Origin of the sequence: Nocardia sp. NPDC059236 (assembly GCF_042754085.1) — a bacterium.
Taxonomy (GTDB): Bacteria; Actinomycetota; Actinomycetes; order Mycobacteriales; family Mycobacteriaceae; genus Nocardia.
Window position 1 is genome coordinate 185,594 of the sequence record NZ_JBHZAF010000014.1, and the last position, 18,957, is coordinate 204,550.

9 protein-coding genes are annotated in these 18,957 nt (G+C 71.4%); 3 read left to right on the forward strand and 6 right to left on the reverse strand.

Going from position 1 to position 18,957, the window contains the following annotated elements; genetic code table 11:
• The first annotated feature begins 181 nt into the window (after positions 1-181).
• Positions 182-1,276, forward strand: coding sequence for an AMP-binding protein (locus tag ACFXIV_RS31915; protein ID WP_379394477.1), 1,095 nt, complete (start codon positions 182-184; stop codon positions 1,274-1,276).
• A 98-nt stretch (positions 1,277-1,374) separates the two neighbouring features.
• Here ACFXIV_RS31915 and ACFXIV_RS31920 read toward each other — a convergent pair whose 3' ends face one another.
• Genes ACFXIV_RS31920 through ACFXIV_RS31940 form a run of 5 tightly spaced genes read right to left on the reverse strand, consistent with a single transcriptional unit; the run spans position 1,375 to position 16,262 of the window.
• Positions 1,375-5,967 (reverse strand): amino acid adenylation domain-containing protein, encoded by a 4,593-nt coding sequence (locus ACFXIV_RS31920; protein ID WP_379394475.1) that lies wholly within the window; start codon positions 5,965-5,967, stop codon positions 1,375-1,377.
• A complete protein-coding gene (locus ACFXIV_RS31925) occupies positions 5,964-11,024 on the reverse strand; it encodes an amino acid adenylation domain-containing protein (RefSeq protein WP_379394473.1) in 5,061 nt (1,686 codons plus the stop codon). Before ACFXIV_RS31925 ends, ACFXIV_RS31920 begins: the two co-directional genes overlap by 4 nt.
• Positions 11,025-11,042: 18 nt before the next feature.
• On the reverse strand, positions 11,043-14,201 hold the full coding sequence (nbtC, locus tag ACFXIV_RS31930; RefSeq protein WP_379394471.1) for a nocobactin polyketide synthase NbtC: 3,159 nt from the start codon (positions 14,199-14,201) through the stop codon (positions 11,043-11,045).
• Complete coding sequence (locus tag ACFXIV_RS31935; RefSeq protein ID WP_379394960.1) at positions 14,194-15,501, reverse strand: polyketide synthase; 1,308 nt, start codon at positions 15,499-15,501, stop codon at positions 14,194-14,196. Before ACFXIV_RS31935 ends, nbtC begins: the two co-directional genes overlap by 8 nt.
• Before the next feature lie 5 nt (positions 15,502-15,506).
• Entirely contained in the window at positions 15,507-16,262 is a 756-nt protein-coding gene (locus ACFXIV_RS31940; protein ID WP_379394469.1) for a thioesterase II family protein, read from the reverse strand.
• Between the two features lie 158 nt (positions 16,263-16,420).
• Here ACFXIV_RS31940 and ACFXIV_RS31945 point away from each other — a divergent pair, with 158 nt between their 5' ends.
• The gene (locus ACFXIV_RS31945) at positions 16,421-17,077 is read left to right on the forward strand and encodes a GNAT family N-acetyltransferase (RefSeq protein WP_379394467.1); all 657 of its coding nucleotides are present in this window, start codon (positions 16,421-16,423) and stop codon (positions 17,075-17,077) included.
• Here ACFXIV_RS31945 and ACFXIV_RS31950 read toward each other — a convergent pair.
• A complete protein-coding gene (locus tag ACFXIV_RS31950; RefSeq protein WP_379394465.1) occupies positions 17,032-18,348 on the reverse strand; it encodes a SidA/IucD/PvdA family monooxygenase in 1,317 nt (438 codons plus the stop codon). The genes ACFXIV_RS31945 and ACFXIV_RS31950 overlap by 46 nt on opposite strands.
• 136 nt (positions 18,349-18,484) lie before the next feature.
• Between ACFXIV_RS31950 and ACFXIV_RS31955 the strand changes: the two genes are divergently transcribed.
• Positions 18,485-18,949, forward strand: coding sequence for a hypothetical protein (locus ACFXIV_RS31955; protein ID WP_379394463.1), 465 nt, complete (start codon positions 18,485-18,487; stop codon positions 18,947-18,949).
• The last annotated feature ends 8 nt before the right edge of the window (positions 18,950-18,957 follow it).

Genomic DNA, 18,957 nt, shown 5'->3' on the forward strand with positions numbered 1-18,957 from the left:
CCTGTCTGCCGATGCCCGCCCGTTCGGAGTGAGCGGTAGGTGAGCCTAGCCTAATTTTCTCGACGGGTGGGGACCGTTGTCGCCGATTCGATCCCCTAAGGGGTGGTCGATCGTGCCCTCGATCGATTAGGTTAGGGTTGCATAAGTTAGAACCCGGGGGTTTGGAACGATGGAGCGAGCGGTGCCGGAAATCTTGTCCGCCGTCGAGCGTCATCGGCTCGTGGACGAATGGGCCAATGGCGTCGAACTGTACGACGTGCCGTCGGTCTCCATGCTCATCGAGTGCGGGCGCCGCGTGCCCTCGCTGCGGACCGCCGTGCGCTGCGGCGATCACATCCTCACCTATGCCGAACTCTTCGAACGCCTCGACGGCGGCGTCACCGGGACCGCCGGGCCCACGCTCGACGATCTGGCCCGCGTGCTGTGCGATATCGCCGCGGCCGCCGAATTCGGCGCGGTGCTGGCCGAACTCGGGCCGGACGGCACCGGTATGAAGCCGGTCGCGGTGGCCGCGGCCGCCGACGATCGCCGCGCGGTTGCCGCCGATCAGCGCTCCTGCCCGATCGACCGGGCCTACGGCTCGCCGGATGTGCGGCTGCTGGCCATCCGCTGGGACACCACCGACGCCGCGGTGGAACTGCTGGCCACGCTGGCCGACGGCGCGACCCTGGTACTGGCCACCGCCGCCCAGCGCGCGGACGCGGCCGCCCTGGCCGAGCTGATCGCCCTGAGCGCCTCGACCCATGTGGTGGCCGACGCCGGGACCCTCGCGAACCTGGCCTTCCTGCCCTCCCCCGCTCTGCCGACCGTGCGGCGCTGGGATGTGTTCGGAAATGACTGCCCGGCCGCGCTTTCCGCCCTGCTTCGCGAACTGGCCCCCGGGTCGTGCGCCGGATTCGCCTACACCACACCGGAATACGCGGGCGTCGCGGCACGCGGACCGCTGGACGGCTCCGGCCGGGTGCGGCCGATTCCAGGCGCGCGGCTGCTGGTGTTGGACGAGTCGCTGCGGCTGGTGCCGCCGGGACACTCCGGGCGGGTGTACATGGGTGGTTCCGCGCTGGCACTGGAATTGGACGGTGCCGCCGAGGGTTTCGTGGACGACCCGTTCGTGCCCGGCGGCAGGCTGGTGCGCACCGACACGCACGGCGGCTGGACCGCCGACGGCTGGCTGCTGCTGGACATGATCGAATCCGTGTCTCCCGCAGCGCCTTCGGCCACCGAGCCGATCCCCGCGCCGGGCCGGGACGACACCACCGGCTACGCCGCGGCCTGACGACCCCGCACGTATCCTCGGCCGACCGCGCAGCTTCTCCCGCGGTACCGGCCGCCCGCCTGCTCTCCTGCGGCGGACGGCACTTACCGCCCGGGTGATCAGGACACGGCGACTGCCAGGGCGGCCAGGCTGCGCTGCCAGAGTTCGGTCAGGCGGCTGGCTTCCGCTGCGGTGAACAGGGTTTCGCTCCAGCGCCAATTGGTGGTGAGCTGCGGTCCCTCCGGGGTCGAGCCGATGCCCGCGATGACATCCAGCGCGTAGCGCAGGGGTAGGTCGGGTTCGGGGTCCAGGGGCAGTGCCTCGTTGAGCGGGCCGGTGAGCAGGGACCAGGATCGGGGGTCCTGCCCGCTGAGGTCGACTCGGCCGAGGTAGTTGAACTCGATCTGGGGGTGCCGCGCGGCGGCCAGTTCGGGCACGCGGGCGGTGTAGCGGAGCAGGCCGTAGTCCAGCCCCTGGCCGGGGATGGCGGACAGGTGCGCGGTCACCGACTCCAGAAGGGCGCGGGCCGCGGCCGGATCCTGTTCCGCCCGTTCGGCATCCACCGTCTCGCCCGCGCCGAGGCGGATCGGGAACACGGTGGTGAACCAGCCGAGGGTGTTGCTGGTGTCGGTGCCGAGCAGGTCGTCGGCGCGGCCGTGGCCCTCCAGGGCGAGCAGGGCGCCGTGGGAAGGATCCTGGGCGCGCTCACGCCGCCAGCTCGCCAGGGTGATGGTCAGGGCGGTGAGCAGTAGTTCGCGCGCACCCTCGTCGCGGGTGAGCGCGGCGAGCAGGCGGGCGGTGACCTCGACCGGCGTCACGGCGGTGGCGACCCGGAGGGCGGACCAGGTGTCGGTGTGCGGGTAGGGGATGCGGCGGCCGATGGCGGGGTCGGGGGCGGCGAGCTGGTCGCGCCAATAGTCCTGCTGTGCACGGACTTCCGCGGACTCGGCCCGCTCCGCCATGCGGCGGGAGAACTCGCGGTACGAGGTGGATTCGGGGAGGGCGGCGCCCTCGTTCAGGGCGGCGATGAGCAGGTGCCAGGAGACCACGTCCACCGCCAGGTGGTGGATGGTGAGCAGCAGGACATCGCCGTGCTCGGTGCCGGAGAACCAGACGGCGCGCACCATATCGCCGGTGCGCGGGTCGATCTGGTCCATGACCGTCCGGGCCGCGGCGTGGACGGCCGCAGCGGTGTCGGCGGGATCGACTGTGTGCGTGAGGATGTCGGCCGCGCGGACGGTGCCCGGCGCGGCGGTGACCAGGCGCGGGCCGTCGTCGGTGTCGACGAGGCGTGAGCGCAGGGTGTCGTAGCCGTCGAGAACGGTCTGCAGCGAAGCCTCGAGGGTGTCGCGGTCGATGCCGTCGGGCAGCCGGAGCAGGGCGGTCTGGGTGAAGCGACGGTAGTTGCCGTACTCGTACATCCAGTAGACGACCGGAAGCGGCTGCACTGCACCGTAATCCGCCACCCGCTCCGTGATGGTCGAGTCCGCGGCGTCGAGGGCGGCGGCGAGTTCGCGCAGGGTCGGGGTGGCCAGCACCATGCGCGGGGTGAGGGTGAGGCCGCGGCGGCGGGCCTTGTTGACCAGGGATATGGCGACGATGCTGTCCACGCCGAGGGCGAAGAAGTCGTCGTCGAGGCCGGGGCTGCGGCCGTCGAAGAGTTCGGCGAGGACCTCGGCGAGCTCCTTCTCGGTGGCGGTGCTCGGCGCGGCGCCCGATCCGGTATCGGCGAGGGCGGCTTCGCCGAGCCGCGTCAGCTCGGGGCCGTCGAGTTTGCCGTTGGCGTTCACCGGCAGCCGCGGCAGGGCGAGCACCCGGGCCGGAATCATGTAGGCGGGCAGGCGTTCCGCGAGCGCGGCGCGGGTGCGCGCGGGATCGACGGACTCGCCCCGCTCCCCCACGACGAAACCGACCAGGCTCGCCCCGCCCGCGCGGCGCACCACGGTGACGGCGGCGGTGTCCACGCCGGGCAGTCGTCGCAGGGCGGTCTCGATCTCGCCGATCTCGATGCGGTAGCCGCGCACCTTCACCTGCGCGTCGGCGCGGCCCAGGTAGCCGAAGCCGCCGTGGGGCAGGCGGCGGACCAGATCGCCGGTGCGGTACATGCGGCGGCCGGGCCGGAAGGGGTCGGCGACGAAGCGGTCGGATGTGGTTGCGGCGCGGCCGATATAGCCGCGGGCCAGCTGCGGCCCGGACAGGTACAGCTCGCCGACGACGCCGCCGGGCACCGGGCGCAGCCTGGAATCCAGGACGTAGCCGGACATTCCGGCGTTCGCGGTGCCGATGGTCGGGGTGTCGAAGTCCGCGACCGGGGCCACCACGGCCTCGACGGTGGTCTCGGTGGGTCCGTAGCAGTTGTAGACCGCGGTGCCGGACCGGCCTTCGGACGGGGCCAGCGCGCGCAGCCGCGCCCACAGCGCGGCGTCGATGGCCTCACCGCCCAGCGCCAGCACGGGCAGCTCCCGGTCCACCAGCCCGGCGGCGTTGAGCTGCGCGAACATCGACGGGGTGGTGTCGATCATGTCGATGTCGTGGGCGATCATGCCCGCGCACAAGCGCTGCGCGTCACGCATTTCCGTGGCGTCGAACAGGTGGATGGTCTGCCCGGCGAGCAGGCCCACCATGGGCTGCCAGGAGGCGTCGAAGCTCAGCGACCAGGCGTGCGCGATGCGCAGCGGCCGGCCCAGGCGGGCCATGGCGGGCCGATAGACCCGGTCGCGATGGTCGGCGAAGTAGGCCATGAGGGCGGCATTGGTTCCGGCGACGCCCTTGGGTTCGCCCGTCGAGCCGGAGGTGAAGATGAGGTACGCGAGCTGGTCCGGGTGGCGGACGACGCGCGGGAGTTCGACAGGGGCGGCCGAGGGCTGTTCGGCGGCAAGGGGATCGCCGAGGAGCAGCACCGGCACCCGCTGCTCACCGACGACAATGACACCTGTGCCGGACTGTGGGGCACCGGCGGTTTCGAGCAGGCCGCGGGTGTTGTCGTCGGTGACCACCAGCGTCGGCCGCGCCTGCCGGAGGATCGATTCGATGCGTGCGGCCGGCAGCGTGATATCCACCGGCACATAGGCTCCGCCCGCTGCGAAGGCCGCGAGCACCGCGACGATCGATCGCACGGTGCGTGGAAGCACCAGCGCTACCACTGTTTCCGGGCCGACACCCTGCGCGGCGAACTCGGCGCCCAGCCGGACGGCCGCGTCGTGCAGGGCGCGATAGGTGTACCGGGAGCCGGAGCTGTCCTGGAGTGCAACGGCTTCCGGCGTGGCGGCCACCTGCCGCTCGAACAACTCCCAGACCGAGGCAGCGTCGGCGACCGCGGTCGTGGACCCTTCCGTCATCGCGGCGGGCGAGACGGGGCTGATCGGCGCTGCGGACATCTCCTGCTCCGACGCGGTGAGCACGCTGAGCGAATCGGGTGTGGCCGTGCCGGTTTCCGGTAGTTGCCGCAGCAGCGCGAGCAGCCGCTCGCCCAGGTCCGCGGCCGGGAAGTAGGGCAGCGCGGCGGGCATCACCTCGAGCTGGACCAGCAGCTCGTCGCCGCTCATGTGCGCGACCACCGTGAGCGGGTAGTGCGCGAGGCTCTCCATCTCGATCGGACGGAAGCAGGCGCCGTCGGGGGCCGTGACGGTGCGGATGGCGTCGTCGATGGGGGCGTTCTCGAAGACGAACAGCGTGTCGAAGAGGGTGCCGTGCCCGGCGGCGCGCTGCACGGCCGACAGGCTCAGGAAGCCGATGTCGCGCATGGCGGCGCACTCGCGCTGCAGGCGGGCGCACTGGTCGGCGATGGAGGTGCCGGAGTCCAGATGGTGGGCGACGGGCACGGTGTTGATGAACAACCCGACCATGCCCTCCACGCCCGGAAGCTGGTCGGGCCGACCGGAGATGGTGGTGCCGTACACGATGTCGCGGCGATCGGTGAGCCGCCCGAGCAGCACCGTCCAGGCGAATTGCACGGCGGTGTTGAGGGTCAGCCCGTGCGCACCTGCCCAGGTACGGACCCGGTCGGTGTCGGCAGCGGACAGCAGCAGGCGGGTCTTCTCCGGCACGGCGTTCGGGCCGACCGGCGCGCCGTCCGCCAGCATGAGCGGACCGCTCACCCCCGCGAGGTAGTCGACCCAGCGCCGGGTGACCGCGGCGCTGTCCTGTGCGCCCAGCCATGCGATGTAGTCGCGGTAGGGGCGCGGTTTCGGCAGTGCCGCAACGGATCCGCCGGACCGGTAGACGGCGAGCAGTTCGGTGAAGAACACCGCCACCGCCCAGCCGTCCATCAGGATGTGGTGGGCGGTGAGGATCATGCGCCGGGTGCCGGTGTCCGGCACGGTGAGCAGCAGGATGCGCAGGGCCGGACCGCGGCTCAGGTCGAACGGCGCGTGGCGTTCGGCCGCGGCGATGGCGTCGAATTCCGCCGGCCGCGACGGCTTCTCGGTCCAGGGCAGTTCGGCCTGTGCGGGCACGATCTGCACCGGTCGCGGCACGTTCTCGTCCCAGAAGGCGGCGCGCAGGTTGGGATGCCGGTCCAGCATGGCCTGCGCGCTGCGCCGCAGCAGCTCGGTGTCCAGCGGTCCGTCGATGTCGACCACGAACTGCATGGTGTACAGGTCGAGGCCGTCGCCGCTGAGGCGCGACAGCGAGAACAGCCCCTCCTGCAGCGGGCTAAGCGCCAGCACGTCCTCGATCTGCGGTGGCGCGGTGCGGTTTTCGGTGGTGGTCATCGGGCCTGCCAGGACGAGGTGAGGGCGGCGAGGGCGGCGGCGTCGAGGCCGGAGGCGCTCATGGGGGCGGATTCCTCCTGCGGAATCGACTCGGCTTGCGCGGCAACGGGTTCGGCGGCGTCGACCGCGGCGGCGAGTTCGGCGATGGTGAGGTGCTCGAACACCAGCTGCGGGCTGAGCGGCAGGCCGAGTGCGGTGGCGCGGGCCGACCACTGGATGGAGATGACGCTGTCGCCGCCGAGGGCGAAGAAGTTGTCGCCGGCCTCGACCTCGCTGATATCCAGCAGCTCTTCGAGCAGTTCGATGAGCGCGCGTTCGGTGCGGGCGTGGTCGCCGGTGGCGGCGGCGCGGGTCGCCGCGGCGGGCGCGGGCGGGGCGAGCAGCCGCTCCAGCCGGTCGACGGGCAGCACCTCGAGCTCGGCCACGGTGCGGTCGGGCGCGGTGGCGTACGCCTCCAGGGTGGTGGCCAGCGCGGTCGCGATGTGCTGCACGGTCTCCGGGTCGTACAGGTCGGCATTGGCGACCACGCGCACGGCCAGGCCGCCGTCACCGGTGACGTTCACGGAGATATTGAGGTCCAGGAAGGAGACGTCGAAGTCGACCGGCAGCACGGTGGCGGTGGTCGTGCCCGCCACGGCCAGGGTGGCGGGCGCCCAGTCCGCGCCGCGGAAGTGCAGCATGCTCTGGAACAGCGGGTTCCGGGAGCGCGAGCGCGGCGGGTTGAGCGCCTCCACCAGGCGTTCGATCGGAAGTTCCTGGTGCGCTTGGGCATCCAGGACCACGTCGCGGCCGCGCAGCACGGTGTCGCGCAGGGTCGGGGCGCCCGACAGATCGTTGCGCAGCACGGCCATATTGGCGAACAGACCGACGAGCGGGGCGGTCGCATCGTCGACGCGGCAGGCCACCGGGGTGCCGAGGGTGATGTCCGTGCCGCCGCCCAGCTTGTGCAGCAGGGTCGCGACGGCGGCCTCGTACACCATGAATTCCGTTGCGCCGCAGGCCTCGGCGAGCGCGGCCAGCCCGGAGCGCAGGGCGGCGGGCGCCGCGAAGGTGGCGACTTCGCCGCGCTTGCCGAGGACCGCGGGGCGCGGCCGATCAGGGGCGACATCGATCTGGTCCGGCAGACCAGCGAGGGCGGCGCGCCAGAAGTCCAGCTGCGCCCGGCCGTAGTCGCCGGGCAGGCCATCCGCACCGGAGGCGAACGCATCGTGCTGCCACAGCACGTAATCCGGGTACTGCACCGCAGGCGGGGTCCACTGCGGCGCCCGCCCGCCCTCGACCCGCGCACGGTAGGCGGCGACCAGGTCCTCGAGCAGGATGCCCAGCGACGCGTGGTCGGCCACGATGTGATGGACCAGCAGCGACAGCACGTGCGTGCCCGGGTCGATGACCAGCAGGCGGGCCCGCAGCAGCGGCTCGGCTTCGACCGTGAAGGGGTAGCGGCCGATCTCGGCGAGCTCGTCCGTCAACCGGTCGGCATCGATGCCGGTGATCTCGAGCTCGACCGCCCCGGCGGCTCGCACCACCTGGTACGGAACGCCGTCCTGCTCACCGAAGCCGGTGCGCAGCGCCTCGTGCCGGGCCGCCACATCGGCGAGCGCGGCCCGCAGCGCGGCGATATCGATGCCGCCGTCGAAGCGGACGGCGAAGGGCAGATTGCCGACCGCGCTCGGGCCCTCCATGCGGTACTGGAACCACATGGCCAGCTGCGAGTAGGACAGCGGCAGCCGGTCCGGACGCGGGCGCGCGGTGACGGCCGGACGCCCGGAAGCCGGTGCGGTGACGGTGGTCTCGACCGTCTCCACGTCGTCGTCCATGGCATCCAGGTCGATGCCGAACTCGTCGCGGAACCGCGCGACCAGCCCGGCGGCCAGCCCGGCCGGGGTCGGGGTGTCGAACACGATCCGCACATCCAGCTCGACACCGAATTCGGCGCGGATCTGCGCGACCAGGCGCGCGGCCAGCAGCGAATGCCCACCCAGTTCGAAGAACGAATCGTCCGCGCCCACCGTCGGAATCCCGAACAGCTGGGTGTAGATCGCGCACAGGCGGCGCTCGGTGGCGGTGGCCGGCGCGCGGTGCACCCGCTCGACCGCGGCCGCCGGCGCGGGCAGCGCCCGCTTGTCCAGCTTGCCGTTGACGGTCAGCGGGATCTCGTCGATGACGGCGAAAGCGCTGGGCACCATGTACTCCGGCAGCGCGGCGGCGGCGTGGGCGCGCACCTGGTCCACCTCGACCGTCGCATCGGCCGCGGGCACCAGGTAGGCGGCGAGCTGTGCGCCCACGGCCGGATCCTCGGTCACGATCACCACGCAGTGCCCGACACTCGGATGCGCGGTCAGCGCCGACTCCACCTCGCCGAGCTCGATGCGGAAGCCGCGCACCTTGACCTGCTCGTCGGCGCGGCCGACGAAGTCCAGTTCCCCGAACTCGTTGCGGCGGGCCAGATCTCCGGTGCGGTAGAGTCGCGCGCCGGCGGTGAAGGGGTCGGCGACGAAGCGGCTCGCGGTGAGTGCGGGCCGGCCCAGGTAGCCGCGCGCCAATTGCGCACCACCCAGGTAGATCTCGCCGACCACCCCGGCGGGCACCAGCTGCAGGGCCTCGTCGAGCACGTAGGCGTGCACGTTCTGATTGGGTACGCCGATGGGCACGATCCCGGTGCCCTGCGGGCCCGCCACCGGCTGATGGGTCGCGCACACCACGGCCTCGGTCGGCCCGTAGTGATTGCGCAGTTCGGCGTCGAAGACGGCGGCGAACCGGTCGGCCACCTCACCCGGCAGCGCCTCGCCGCCCACCGGGACATGGCGCAGCGCCCGCCATTCGCTCACCTCGGGCAGCAGCAGGAAGGTGCCGAGCATGGACGGCACCATGTGCAGCACGGTCACGCCGCGGCGGGTGATCAGGTCTGCGACATAGCGGATGTCGCGGAAGGCATCGGGTTTCGGCACGATCAGCCGCGCGCCCAGCGCCAGGGTGACGAAGATGTCCAGCAGGGAGGCGTCGAAGCTCACCGAGGACGATTGCAGCAGCCGGTCATCGGCGGTCATGCCCCATTCGGCGGTGAAGCTCACCACGTGCTCGGCGATGGCGGCGTGCGAGACCGGGACGCCCTTGGGCTTGCCGGTCGAACCGGAGGTGTAGATGACGTAGGCCAGGTTCGCCGGGAGCAGCGGGCGGACGCGGTCGGTGTCGGTGGGATCGGTGTCCGGCAGCCCGGCGGCGGCGTCCTCGGCGGCGTCGAGTTCGACGCGGCCCAGCACCAGGCGCGGCCCCGCGTCGGCGATCAGGTAGTCGATGCGGTCGTCCGGGTAGGCCGGGTCGATGGGCAGGTAGGCCGCGCCCGCCTTGAGCACGCCGTAGACGGCCACGATGAACTCGATCGAGTTGCTCATGCGCAGGGCGACGATGTCCTCGCTGCCGATGCCCTCGCGAATCAGCCAGTGCGCCAGGCGGTTCGCGCGGCGGTTCAGGTCGGCGTAGGTGAATTCGAGGTCGTCGGAGACCAGGGCCAGGGTGCCGGGTCCGGCGGCGACACTGGCCTCGAACAGGTCGACCATGGTGGCCGGGCCGGCCGGCACGTCCGCGCCGCGCGACTGTTCCAGGATGGCGAGGCGATCGTCGCCGCCCAGCATGTCGAGGTCGGCGAGCCGGCCGCCCGGGGTACTCAGCGCCCGATCCAGCAGTCGCACATAGTGTTCCAGCATGCGCTGCACCAGCGGCCGGGGCAGCACGTCCACCTGGTATTCGGCCTCGAGCATCGCGCCGGGCGCGCTCTCGGTCACGACCGCGACGGCCAGGGGGACCTGCGCGGTGGGGGCGCCCAGTTCGTCCAGCTGGGTCGAGGTGACGCCGTCCAGTGCGAAACCGTCGGCGCTCTTGCGGACGCTGAAGCCCAGGCGCACCAGTTGATCCATGCCGTCCCGTCCGGCGACGCGTTCCGGGTTCACCTCGCGCACCACCCGGTCGATGCCGACGGCCTGATGGGCGAAGGCGTCCAGGCAGGTGCGCTTGGTGGCCGCGACCAGGCCGGTGAACGTCTCGGCGCGGTCGAAGGTTTCGCGCAGCAGCAGGGTGTTGCCGAAGTAGCCGATGAGCTGCTCGGCGGCCGCCGACCGGCGATTGGTGACCGGGATGGAGACCAGGAAATCGTCGGCGGCGGTGTAGCGCTGGATCAGGGCGGCGAAGCCGGCGAGCAGCACCATGAACGGGCTGGCCGCCTGCTCGCGGGCGACGACGTCCACCCGCTTCAGGAGATCGGCGGGCAGCGCGACGGTGCAGCGGTCGGCGCGCTTCGACGGCGCGACCACGGCCGAGCCGGGCAGTTCGAGGGGTTCCGGCAAGGGGCGCAGGGTGTTCCGCCAGTGGGCGATGTCCGCCTCGTCCTCGGCCGGGGCGTCCAGGACCTCGAGATCGACGAACTGCGCGGCTGGGGCGGCGGTCCGGGCTCCGTTGTAGGCGGCGTTGAGGTCGGTGAAGAAGACGCCCCAGGCGTCGTCGTCCCAGCAGCTGTGGTGTGCGGCCAGCAACAGCACCCACTCCGCTGTTCCGGTGCGCACCAGCGTGATTCGCAGGGGCAGCTCGGTGGCGAGGTCGAAGGGGCGGCCGAATTCCCGGCGGGCCAGCACCTCCACCCGCACCGGGCGGGCGGACTCGGCCAGGTCGGTCAGATCGTGCGATTGCCACGGCAGCGTGATGTCGTCGGCGAACACCTGGAACGGCTCGCCGTCCGCGTGGGTACCGAAGGTGGTGCGCAGTACGTCGTGCCGCGCGAACACCGCCGCCACCGCGGTCCGCAGGCGCTGCTCGTCGAGTGCGCCGGTGAGCCGGTACGCCACACAGATGTTCAGCGTGGTGTCCTCGGGGTCGCGCGTCTGCAGGAACCACATGCGGCGCTGCCCGGCCGACAGCGGCCGCTGCTCTCCGGCCCGGGTGCGGCGCACCGGCGCGGCGGTGGCGGCGGCGAGGCCCTGCTCGGCGAGCCTGCGCCGCAGCAGTTCCCGGCGGCGGTCGGCGGCGGAGGTTCCGGCCACGGTCACGGTGGCATCGGTGTCTGACATGAAATCTGGCCCCTAGCCCTAGTTGGTGTTCTCTGCCATCAGCAGCACGACATCGTCCAGCGACGCGCCGCCCAGGATCGCCGCGACCGGCAGCTCCCGATCCAGCGACGCCTGAACCCGCTTGCGGAAGTCCAAGGCCTGCAACGAATCCAGGCCCAGTGCGACCAGCGGCGTGGAGCGGTCGATGGTGTCGCCGGCATCGATGCCCATCACCCGCTCGAGTTCGGCGAGCACCTGGTCCGCCAGCGGACGGCCCGGCGCCGACGCCACCGGCTGGTGATCAGCGGCAGGCGCTGACGGATTCGTCTCTGTGACAGGCTGATTCACGCTCACATCCGCAGCTGCCGTATCCGCGATGCGCGATGGTGTAATCGTCTCGGGCTCCGGCACCTCCGACAGCACAGCAGCCTGGCCGAAGGCTCCCATGACGTCACGCAGGAACGGCCAGTCGGCGGAGATCACCACCGCGTCGGTCGGCTGCCCGGTAAATCCCGCGGCGATGGCGTCGGCCGGATTCATGGGGTACACCCCGGCGCCCTCGACCCGCGCCATACCCGCCGCGTCGAGCGGACCCGCGACACTCCACAGACCCCACTCCAGTGCGGCGCAATCGATCCCGCGTTCGCGCAGGCGGCGGGCGAGAATATCCAGCATCCGGTTGGTGACGGCATACAGAATCTGTCCGCGCCCGCCGAGTGTCGCGGCCATGGACGAGCACAGCAGCACCCGGCCATTCGGACGCAACGGCACCGCGTCGAGCACCGCCTCCAGGCCCAGCACCTTCGACGCCGCGGCGGTGGCGACCATCTCGGCGGTGATCTCCTCGATCCCGGCGTCCACATAGTTGACCGCCGCATGGACGAGCAGGCTCACCGGCCGCTCCGCCAGCCCTGCCGCGAGGCGCGCGACGGCGTCCGTATCGCTGACATCACAGGCCGCGACCACGATCTCGGTGGCACCGTGCGCACGCAGTCGCGCCACTTCCGCGGCGGCCGAACCGGATTCGCCGGACCGGCTCACCAGCGTGATCCGCCCGGCGCCCTGCCGAGCGAAATGCTCGGCGAACAACAGCCCGAGCTTGCCGGTGCCACCCACGATCAGCACATGATCGAGTTCAGCGGCCTCCCCTGGCGCAGACCCGTCTGCGACCAACCGCTTGACGAACACCTTTCCGCCACGCAGCGCCACCTCCGGCTCACCCGCCGTATGCAGCGCCGCGACAACCCGATTCGCCTCCCTCGCCCCCGCATCGGCCGCAAGATCCAGATGCCGGAACAGCACCCCGGGCTTCTCCACTCCGACACACCGGAACCCGGACGCCACGGCCCCGTGGAACAACTGCGGCACCGCATCCTCCGGCACCACGACCTCGCCCCCGACCGTCACCAGCCAGACCTCACCGCCCGCACGCACATCCGACACCGCGGACAGCCAGGCGCGCGCGACGAAGAACTCCGTCAACTCCGCCACCGCGTCCGCGGCGGTCGACTCGGGCAGCGCGGGCCACAGAATCACCACGCTGTCGAAGTCCGCCTGCTGCGGCGACGCCTGACCGGTGCCGATGCCCGAGGCGACCGCGGTCGGCTCGAGGGCGGTAGCGGTGGCGCCGTAGCGGTCTGCCGCGGCGAGGAGGGCGGACAATTGGCCGGCGCAGAGGCCGGTGGGGTCGAGGAAGGCCAGGCGGCGGGGCGGGGTCAGGGAGCGGCGCTCCCAGGGGGTCCACTTCTCCACCAGGCGTTGGGGTTCGGGGACGGCCGGGGTCGGCGGGTGTACCGCCTCGGGGGCGTAGCCCGGGTCGGCCCACAGGCGCTTGGGGTTCATGACCGTGTGGGGGAAGTCGCGCAACGGGAGGGCCGGGGGCGCGTCGGTGCGCAGGGCGGTCCAGTCGTAGGCGAGGTCGTGGACGGCGATGGCGGCCAGGTTGCGGGTGAATTCGCGCAGGGAGGTGGCGGTGCGCAGGGAGGTGCCGAGGACCTTGAAGTCGCGGGGGCCGCGGGACGGGTCGCGCGGGACCAGGGCGAGGTTTTCCTGGAGGGCCAGTTGCAGGACGGGGTGTTCGACGACCTCGATGAGGGTGTCGATGCCGTCGGTGGCGGCGGCGACCACGGCGCGGTCGAAGCGGACCCGGTTGCGCAGGTTCCAGTACCAGTACTGTTCCTGGATCAGGTCTGCGGTGATGGGGGTGCCGAGAGTCGCGCCGTAGCAAGGGATGTCGGTGTCCATGAAGGTCGGGTCGCTCAGCTCGCCGCCGAGGAAGCCTTCGAATTCTGCGCGCAGCTCCGCCACGATCGAGGTGTGCGCGGGGTAGGCGACGCCGATCTCGCGGGCGAAATGGCCGCGCTCGGTGGCGGTGGCGACCATGTCGGCGATGGTGTCGCGGTCGCCGGAGATGGCCATGATGTGCGGGGCGTTCACCACCGACAGCTCGGCCCAGCCCGAATGGCGGGCCAGCAGCGCCTCGCAGTCCTCACGGTTCATGGCCAGCACCGCCATGGCGTAGCCGCGCGGCGAGAGGCGCTCCACCAGGCGCGCGCGGTGGGTCACCACCAGCACGGCGTCGCGCACCGACATGACCCGCGAGACCGCGCCCGCGGCCAGCTCGCCCTGGCTGTGGCCGATGGTGGCGGCCGGGCGCACGCCGGCGGCCTGCCACATGGCGGCCAGACCGGCCATGTGGAACATCAAGGCGGGCTGCACCTCCCACACGGTGTCCTGGTACGCGCCCGCGGTGCCGAGCAGATAGTGCAGCGGCTGATCGTGGCCGAAGCGCTCGGCGTGCACGGCCGCGCACTCGTCGACCGCGGCCCGGTAGTGCCGGGACTGGTCGTAGTACAGCGCGCCCATGCCGGGACGCTGACTGCCCTGACCGGGGAACACGAAGCCGATCCGGCGCGCGGTGGCAGGCCCGTCACCCAGCACCACCGCGGAATGCGAGGTCCCGCCGGCGACGGCGCGCAGGGCATCGAGCAGGTCCGCGCGCCCGGTGACCATGGCCAGCGCCCGGTAGCGGCGGGCCGTGCGGGTGCGGAACAGCATGTCCGCCACCCCATCCGGGGCAACGGCGGGCCGCTGCTCCAGGTAGGCCAGGATGCCCGCCGCCTCGGCGCGCACGCCGTCGGCGGTGTCGGACGAGAGCAGGACGGGGATGCTGCCATCGGGCAGCCGGTGGCTACACATCGCTTTCCTCCAGCTCGGGCAGGCTCACGAGGGCATGGGCATTGGTGCCCGCGACACCGAACGAGGACACGGCCGCGTATCGCATGCCGTCCACGGCCGGCCAGGGTTCGAGTTCGGTGGCGAGCCGCAGAGTGGTCTCGGCCCAATCGATTTCGGCGGTCGGCCGGTCGGCGTGCAGGGTGGGCGGGATCTGCCCGTGCACTCCTGCCAGCAGCACCTTGATCAGGCCCAGGACCCCGGAGGCGGCCTGCGCGTGACCGGCATTGGACTTCACCGAGCCCAGCCGAGCCCCCGCGGCGGACGGGAGACCGTAAGTGGCTGCGAGCGCGGCCAATTCGAGCGGATCGCCCACCGGAGTGCCGGTGCCGTGCCCCTCGATGAGCCCGACCTGTCCGGCGGAAATCCCGGACGCGGCCAGGGTGTCGCGGATGAGCCGTTCCTGCGCCGCGGCGCTCGGCACCGCGATCGGCGCGCCCTTGCCATTGTGGTTCACGCGCGAACCCAGCAGCCGCCCGTATACCCGATGCCCGAGCGCCCGCGCCCGCGACTCCGGTTCCAGTACAACGACTCCCGCTCCCTCACCCCACAGCGTGCCGGTGGCGTCGGCGGAGTAGGACCGGCAGTGGCCGTCGGCGGCGAGCGCATTGTTCTTGGAGAACTCGTAGAACGCGCCCGGCGAACCCATGACGCACACCCCGCCCGCCAGCGCCCACTCGCACTCCCCCGCCCGGATGGCGGCGGCCGCCTGATGCACGGCGGTGAGCGCGGACGCGCACGCGGTGTCGACGGTGACCGACGGCCCGATCAGGCCCAGCCCGTGCGAGATCCGCCCGGCCACCGCGCCCAGCGCGGTGCCGGTGGCCCGGTACCCGCTGTACTCGTTGACCGAGGCCACCCGCGGCCCGTACTCCATGACCGAGGCGCCCATCCAGCATCCGCCCGAATCACCGTCCACCGCACCGGGATTGATCCCGGCCTGCTCGAGTGCCCGCCAGGCCACCCGCAGGCCGGCCCGCTGCTGCGGATCCATGGCCACGGCCTCGCGCGGAGTGATGCCGAAGAACAGCGCATCGAAGTCGGCGGCGCCGGTGAGGAACCCGCCGGCGTCCGGCACCGCGCCCCAGCCCTCGTGCCGGTCCAGGGTCAGCAATTCCGCCAGCGGCCATTCCCGATCACGGGGAAAGGGGCCGAGCAATTCCCGCCCGGACGCCAGGGCCGCCCAGAATTCCGGCAGGGTGTCGATGCCACCGGGCGCCTCGATACCCATGCCGACGATCACAATGGGATCGCCGGAATCCAGCGCGCTCACGCGACGACGCTCTTCTCGCCGGCCAGCAGTTCGGCGATGCCGTCGACATGATCGTTGAGATAGAAATGCCCGCCCGCGAACAGGGTCACCCGAATTCCGCCGCGGCTGTGACTTTCCCACGCGTACAGATCACGCGGCGCGACGAATTCGTCCTCGTCGCCACCCAGCACCAGAATCGGCGTGTCCACGGCAATATCCTGCGCGCACGAATACGCGTCGAAGGCACGGTAGTCGGCCTTCATGACCGGCAGCGCCATCCGCAGCACCTCGCGACTGCCCAGCACTTCCGCACCGGTGCCGTTGAGCGCCGACATGTGATCGAGCAGGGCCTCGTCCTCGGTGGGATGCCCCGGCAGCGCGGCGACCCGGGCGGGTGCGGCAGCCGAGGAGGCGACCAGCAGTCGCACGCTCAGCCCCGCGGCCTCGGCCAGGCGGGCGAATTCGAACGCGATCACCGCGCCCATGCTGTGCCCGAAAATTGTGAGGGGAACACCGGTTTCATGCGCGGATTCCCGGAATTCGGCGAAGGCTCCGGCCGCGATGTCGGGCAGCGTTTCCAGGGCTGCCTCGCGGGCCCGGTCCTGACGGCCCGGGTACTGGAACACCACGACATTGAATTCGGTAGCCAGCGTCTTGGCGAAAACCCGATAGGCGGAGGCGCCCGCACCGGCGTGCGGGAAGATCAGCAGCGGTGGCGCGGATTCCGCACTCGGGGCCTGAAATTGCCTGATCCAGCCGAGTTCCCGTGGCATTTCCCGCATCTCTCCTACGCAACTGCCCGACCGCATTCGGCGTCGGTTCCGCTTGTCCCCCTTGCAATGTCCGGGCAACCGTAACACCACCTACTTAGTATAGGCTAGCCTTACCAATCAGGGTGATCAAGCTAACCGACGAACGGAGCGCCACAGCGATGAATCGGACGACCTACGTCCTCGCGCGCGAACTCACGGACCTTCCCGACCACATCCGCCGCGCGCCCGCACCGGTGCTGCCCGAATTCGCCGCACCGTTCACGCTGCGGCCGGTGGACGTCGACTCCCGCGACCCGGAGACCATCACCGAGTGGATGCACCGGCCGCACCTGCTCGAGACCTGGGAACAGGCCTGGGACGCCGATCGCCGCCGCGCCGACTGCGCCGCCCAGCTCGCCGGAACCTTCTCCCGCCCATGCATTCTCGAATACGACTTCGCCGCGCTGGACCGCCCCGACCTGGGCAACCGCGAGGTGGCCTATGTGGAGTTGTACCGCCCCGCCAAGGACGAGATCGCGCGCCTCTACGACGCCGACGCCCGCGACATGGGCTTCCACATCGCCACCGCGGACACGACGCTGCTGGGCCGCGGCGTCATATCGGGCTGGATGCGCCTGCTGGGGCAGGAGATCCTGGCGGCCGAACCCGAATGCCGCCGGCTGCTGTGCGAACCCGATCATCGCAACACCCCCATGCGGAAAGCGTTGGAGAAGATCGGGTGGCACTACCTGGGCGACTTCGACATCCGGCCGGATCGGCGCATCTCGCTCTACGCGCTGCCGCGCAGCGCCGCCGACCTGCCCGAGATCCGGTAGCGCGGTGCGGGATTCACCGCCGGCTGCAGGATCCGGTCCGAAAGCTCGCCCAGGCAACTGAGATTCGGGAAGCCCGGACCCTGCGCCATGGCGGCCAGGTTCGGCAGGTACAGCTTGGCGTCCAGCCCGGACACCGCGAGGTCGAAGCCGATGGCCGCCTCGATGCGCGCGGTCTCCAACGGGCCGCCCACCGCCAGTTCGAGCAGATCGGTTGCGGCCGAATCGAACAGATCCAGGAACCACAGCGGCTGACCGCCGGTGGCATCCACCACCAGATCGAAGGTGTGCACCTGATCGGCGCGCAGGTCGTTGCGCAGGGTGAGGGCGACCCGGTCGTCCTGGTCGGCGAGGTTCACCACCCGGCCCTGCAGATGGTGAACCCGGTTGTCCCCCAGCAGGCTTTCCTGCACCCGCACCGAGAACACCCCGCGATCGGTGCGCCGGATGACATCGCGGCGCTCGGCCATACCCAGGCCCGCCCACTTGGTCGGATCGCTGTAGAGCGAGTTCTCGAAATAGCTTTCGCCGCGTGTGTACAGCGTCGCCTTGGGTGAGATCACCGAGACGGTGAGCATCTCGTGGCGAACCAGTTCGTCCAGCGCCGAACCCGCGGTCTCGCCGCCGCCGATCACCGCCACCCGCGAGGACGGGGGCAGTTCGCGGCGGCCCGCCAGCTCCCAGAATTCGGAGATGCTGAGCACCTTCGGGTGCTCGGCCAGGGCCCGGTCGCTGCGGCCGGGTCCGGTGATCATGACCGCGTCGCAATCGATCTCATCCACGTGGCCGGCGGTGTCGTCTGCGCGGCCGGCAGTGTCGGCGACCGACACCAGCCAGCCGTCGGCCGCGGCGGCGATGCCGGTCACCGTGCCCTGGACCAGATCCAGGTCGATGCGCCGGGCCACCCACTGCAGGTATTTGGCCCACACGTGATGCTGCGGGCTGGGCCGGCCGCGGTCGATCCACTCGGCGTAGGTGCCGTGCTCGACCAGGAAGGCGGTCCAGCCGAAAGCCCGCATGGCCGCGTCGATCTCGCGGTTGTGGCCGCGCGCCCAGGTCGAGCGGTACGGGAAGCCGACGTCCTTCTCGGGGCTGGTGCCCAGGCGGTGCCGGCCGTCGGTCCAGCCGCCGGTGGGTAGCCAGTTGCCGCCGACCGTCTGCGCCTCGACCACGGTCACCCGCGGTGCGGGCAGGCCGAGTTCCCGCAGCACATGCGACTTGGCCGCTACCGCCAGGGCTTTCGGCCCCGCACCGACCACCAGAAGTGTCTCCACCGCTTCTCCGTCCCAGTTGCTCACTGTTGTCCGCCTCGCACAACCCACCAACTACCTTAGGTTTGCATAGCCTTACCTTATATTGCTTGGCAGCGCTTGCGAAGCGCTCGTGACGAAAACGATTGGACTGGAAACCATGCCCCGTACCTCGCGCCTCCTCGGTGCCGCCCTCGCCACCGCCGCCCTGCTCGCCGGAACCGGCGTCAGCGCCGTCACCGCCACGGCCGCACCGGCTTTCGCCCCCGTTCACACCGCCGCCCCGAGCACCGGCGACCTGAAGGCCAAGCTGCAGACGGCCCTCAACACCGGCGCCCCGGCCGGCACCCGGGCCGCCGAGCTCGAGGCCGGCGAGGCCGGACTGCCGCTGCTGGACCAGATCGGCACCGCCATGAACGCCGCCCCGCCGAGCTTCCGCTGGACCATCCTGGGCCCGGTCACCGAGAACGGCGACACCCTCTCGGCCACGCTGCAGACGGCCGTGGACGGTTTCGATCCGTTCACCTTCCCGCTGACCTGGAAGCTCGTCGACGGCGATTGGAAGCTGTCCCGCGAGGGCGAGTGCACCGTCGCGAGCGTCGCCATGCTGCCCTGCAGCCTCTGACCCGTCGA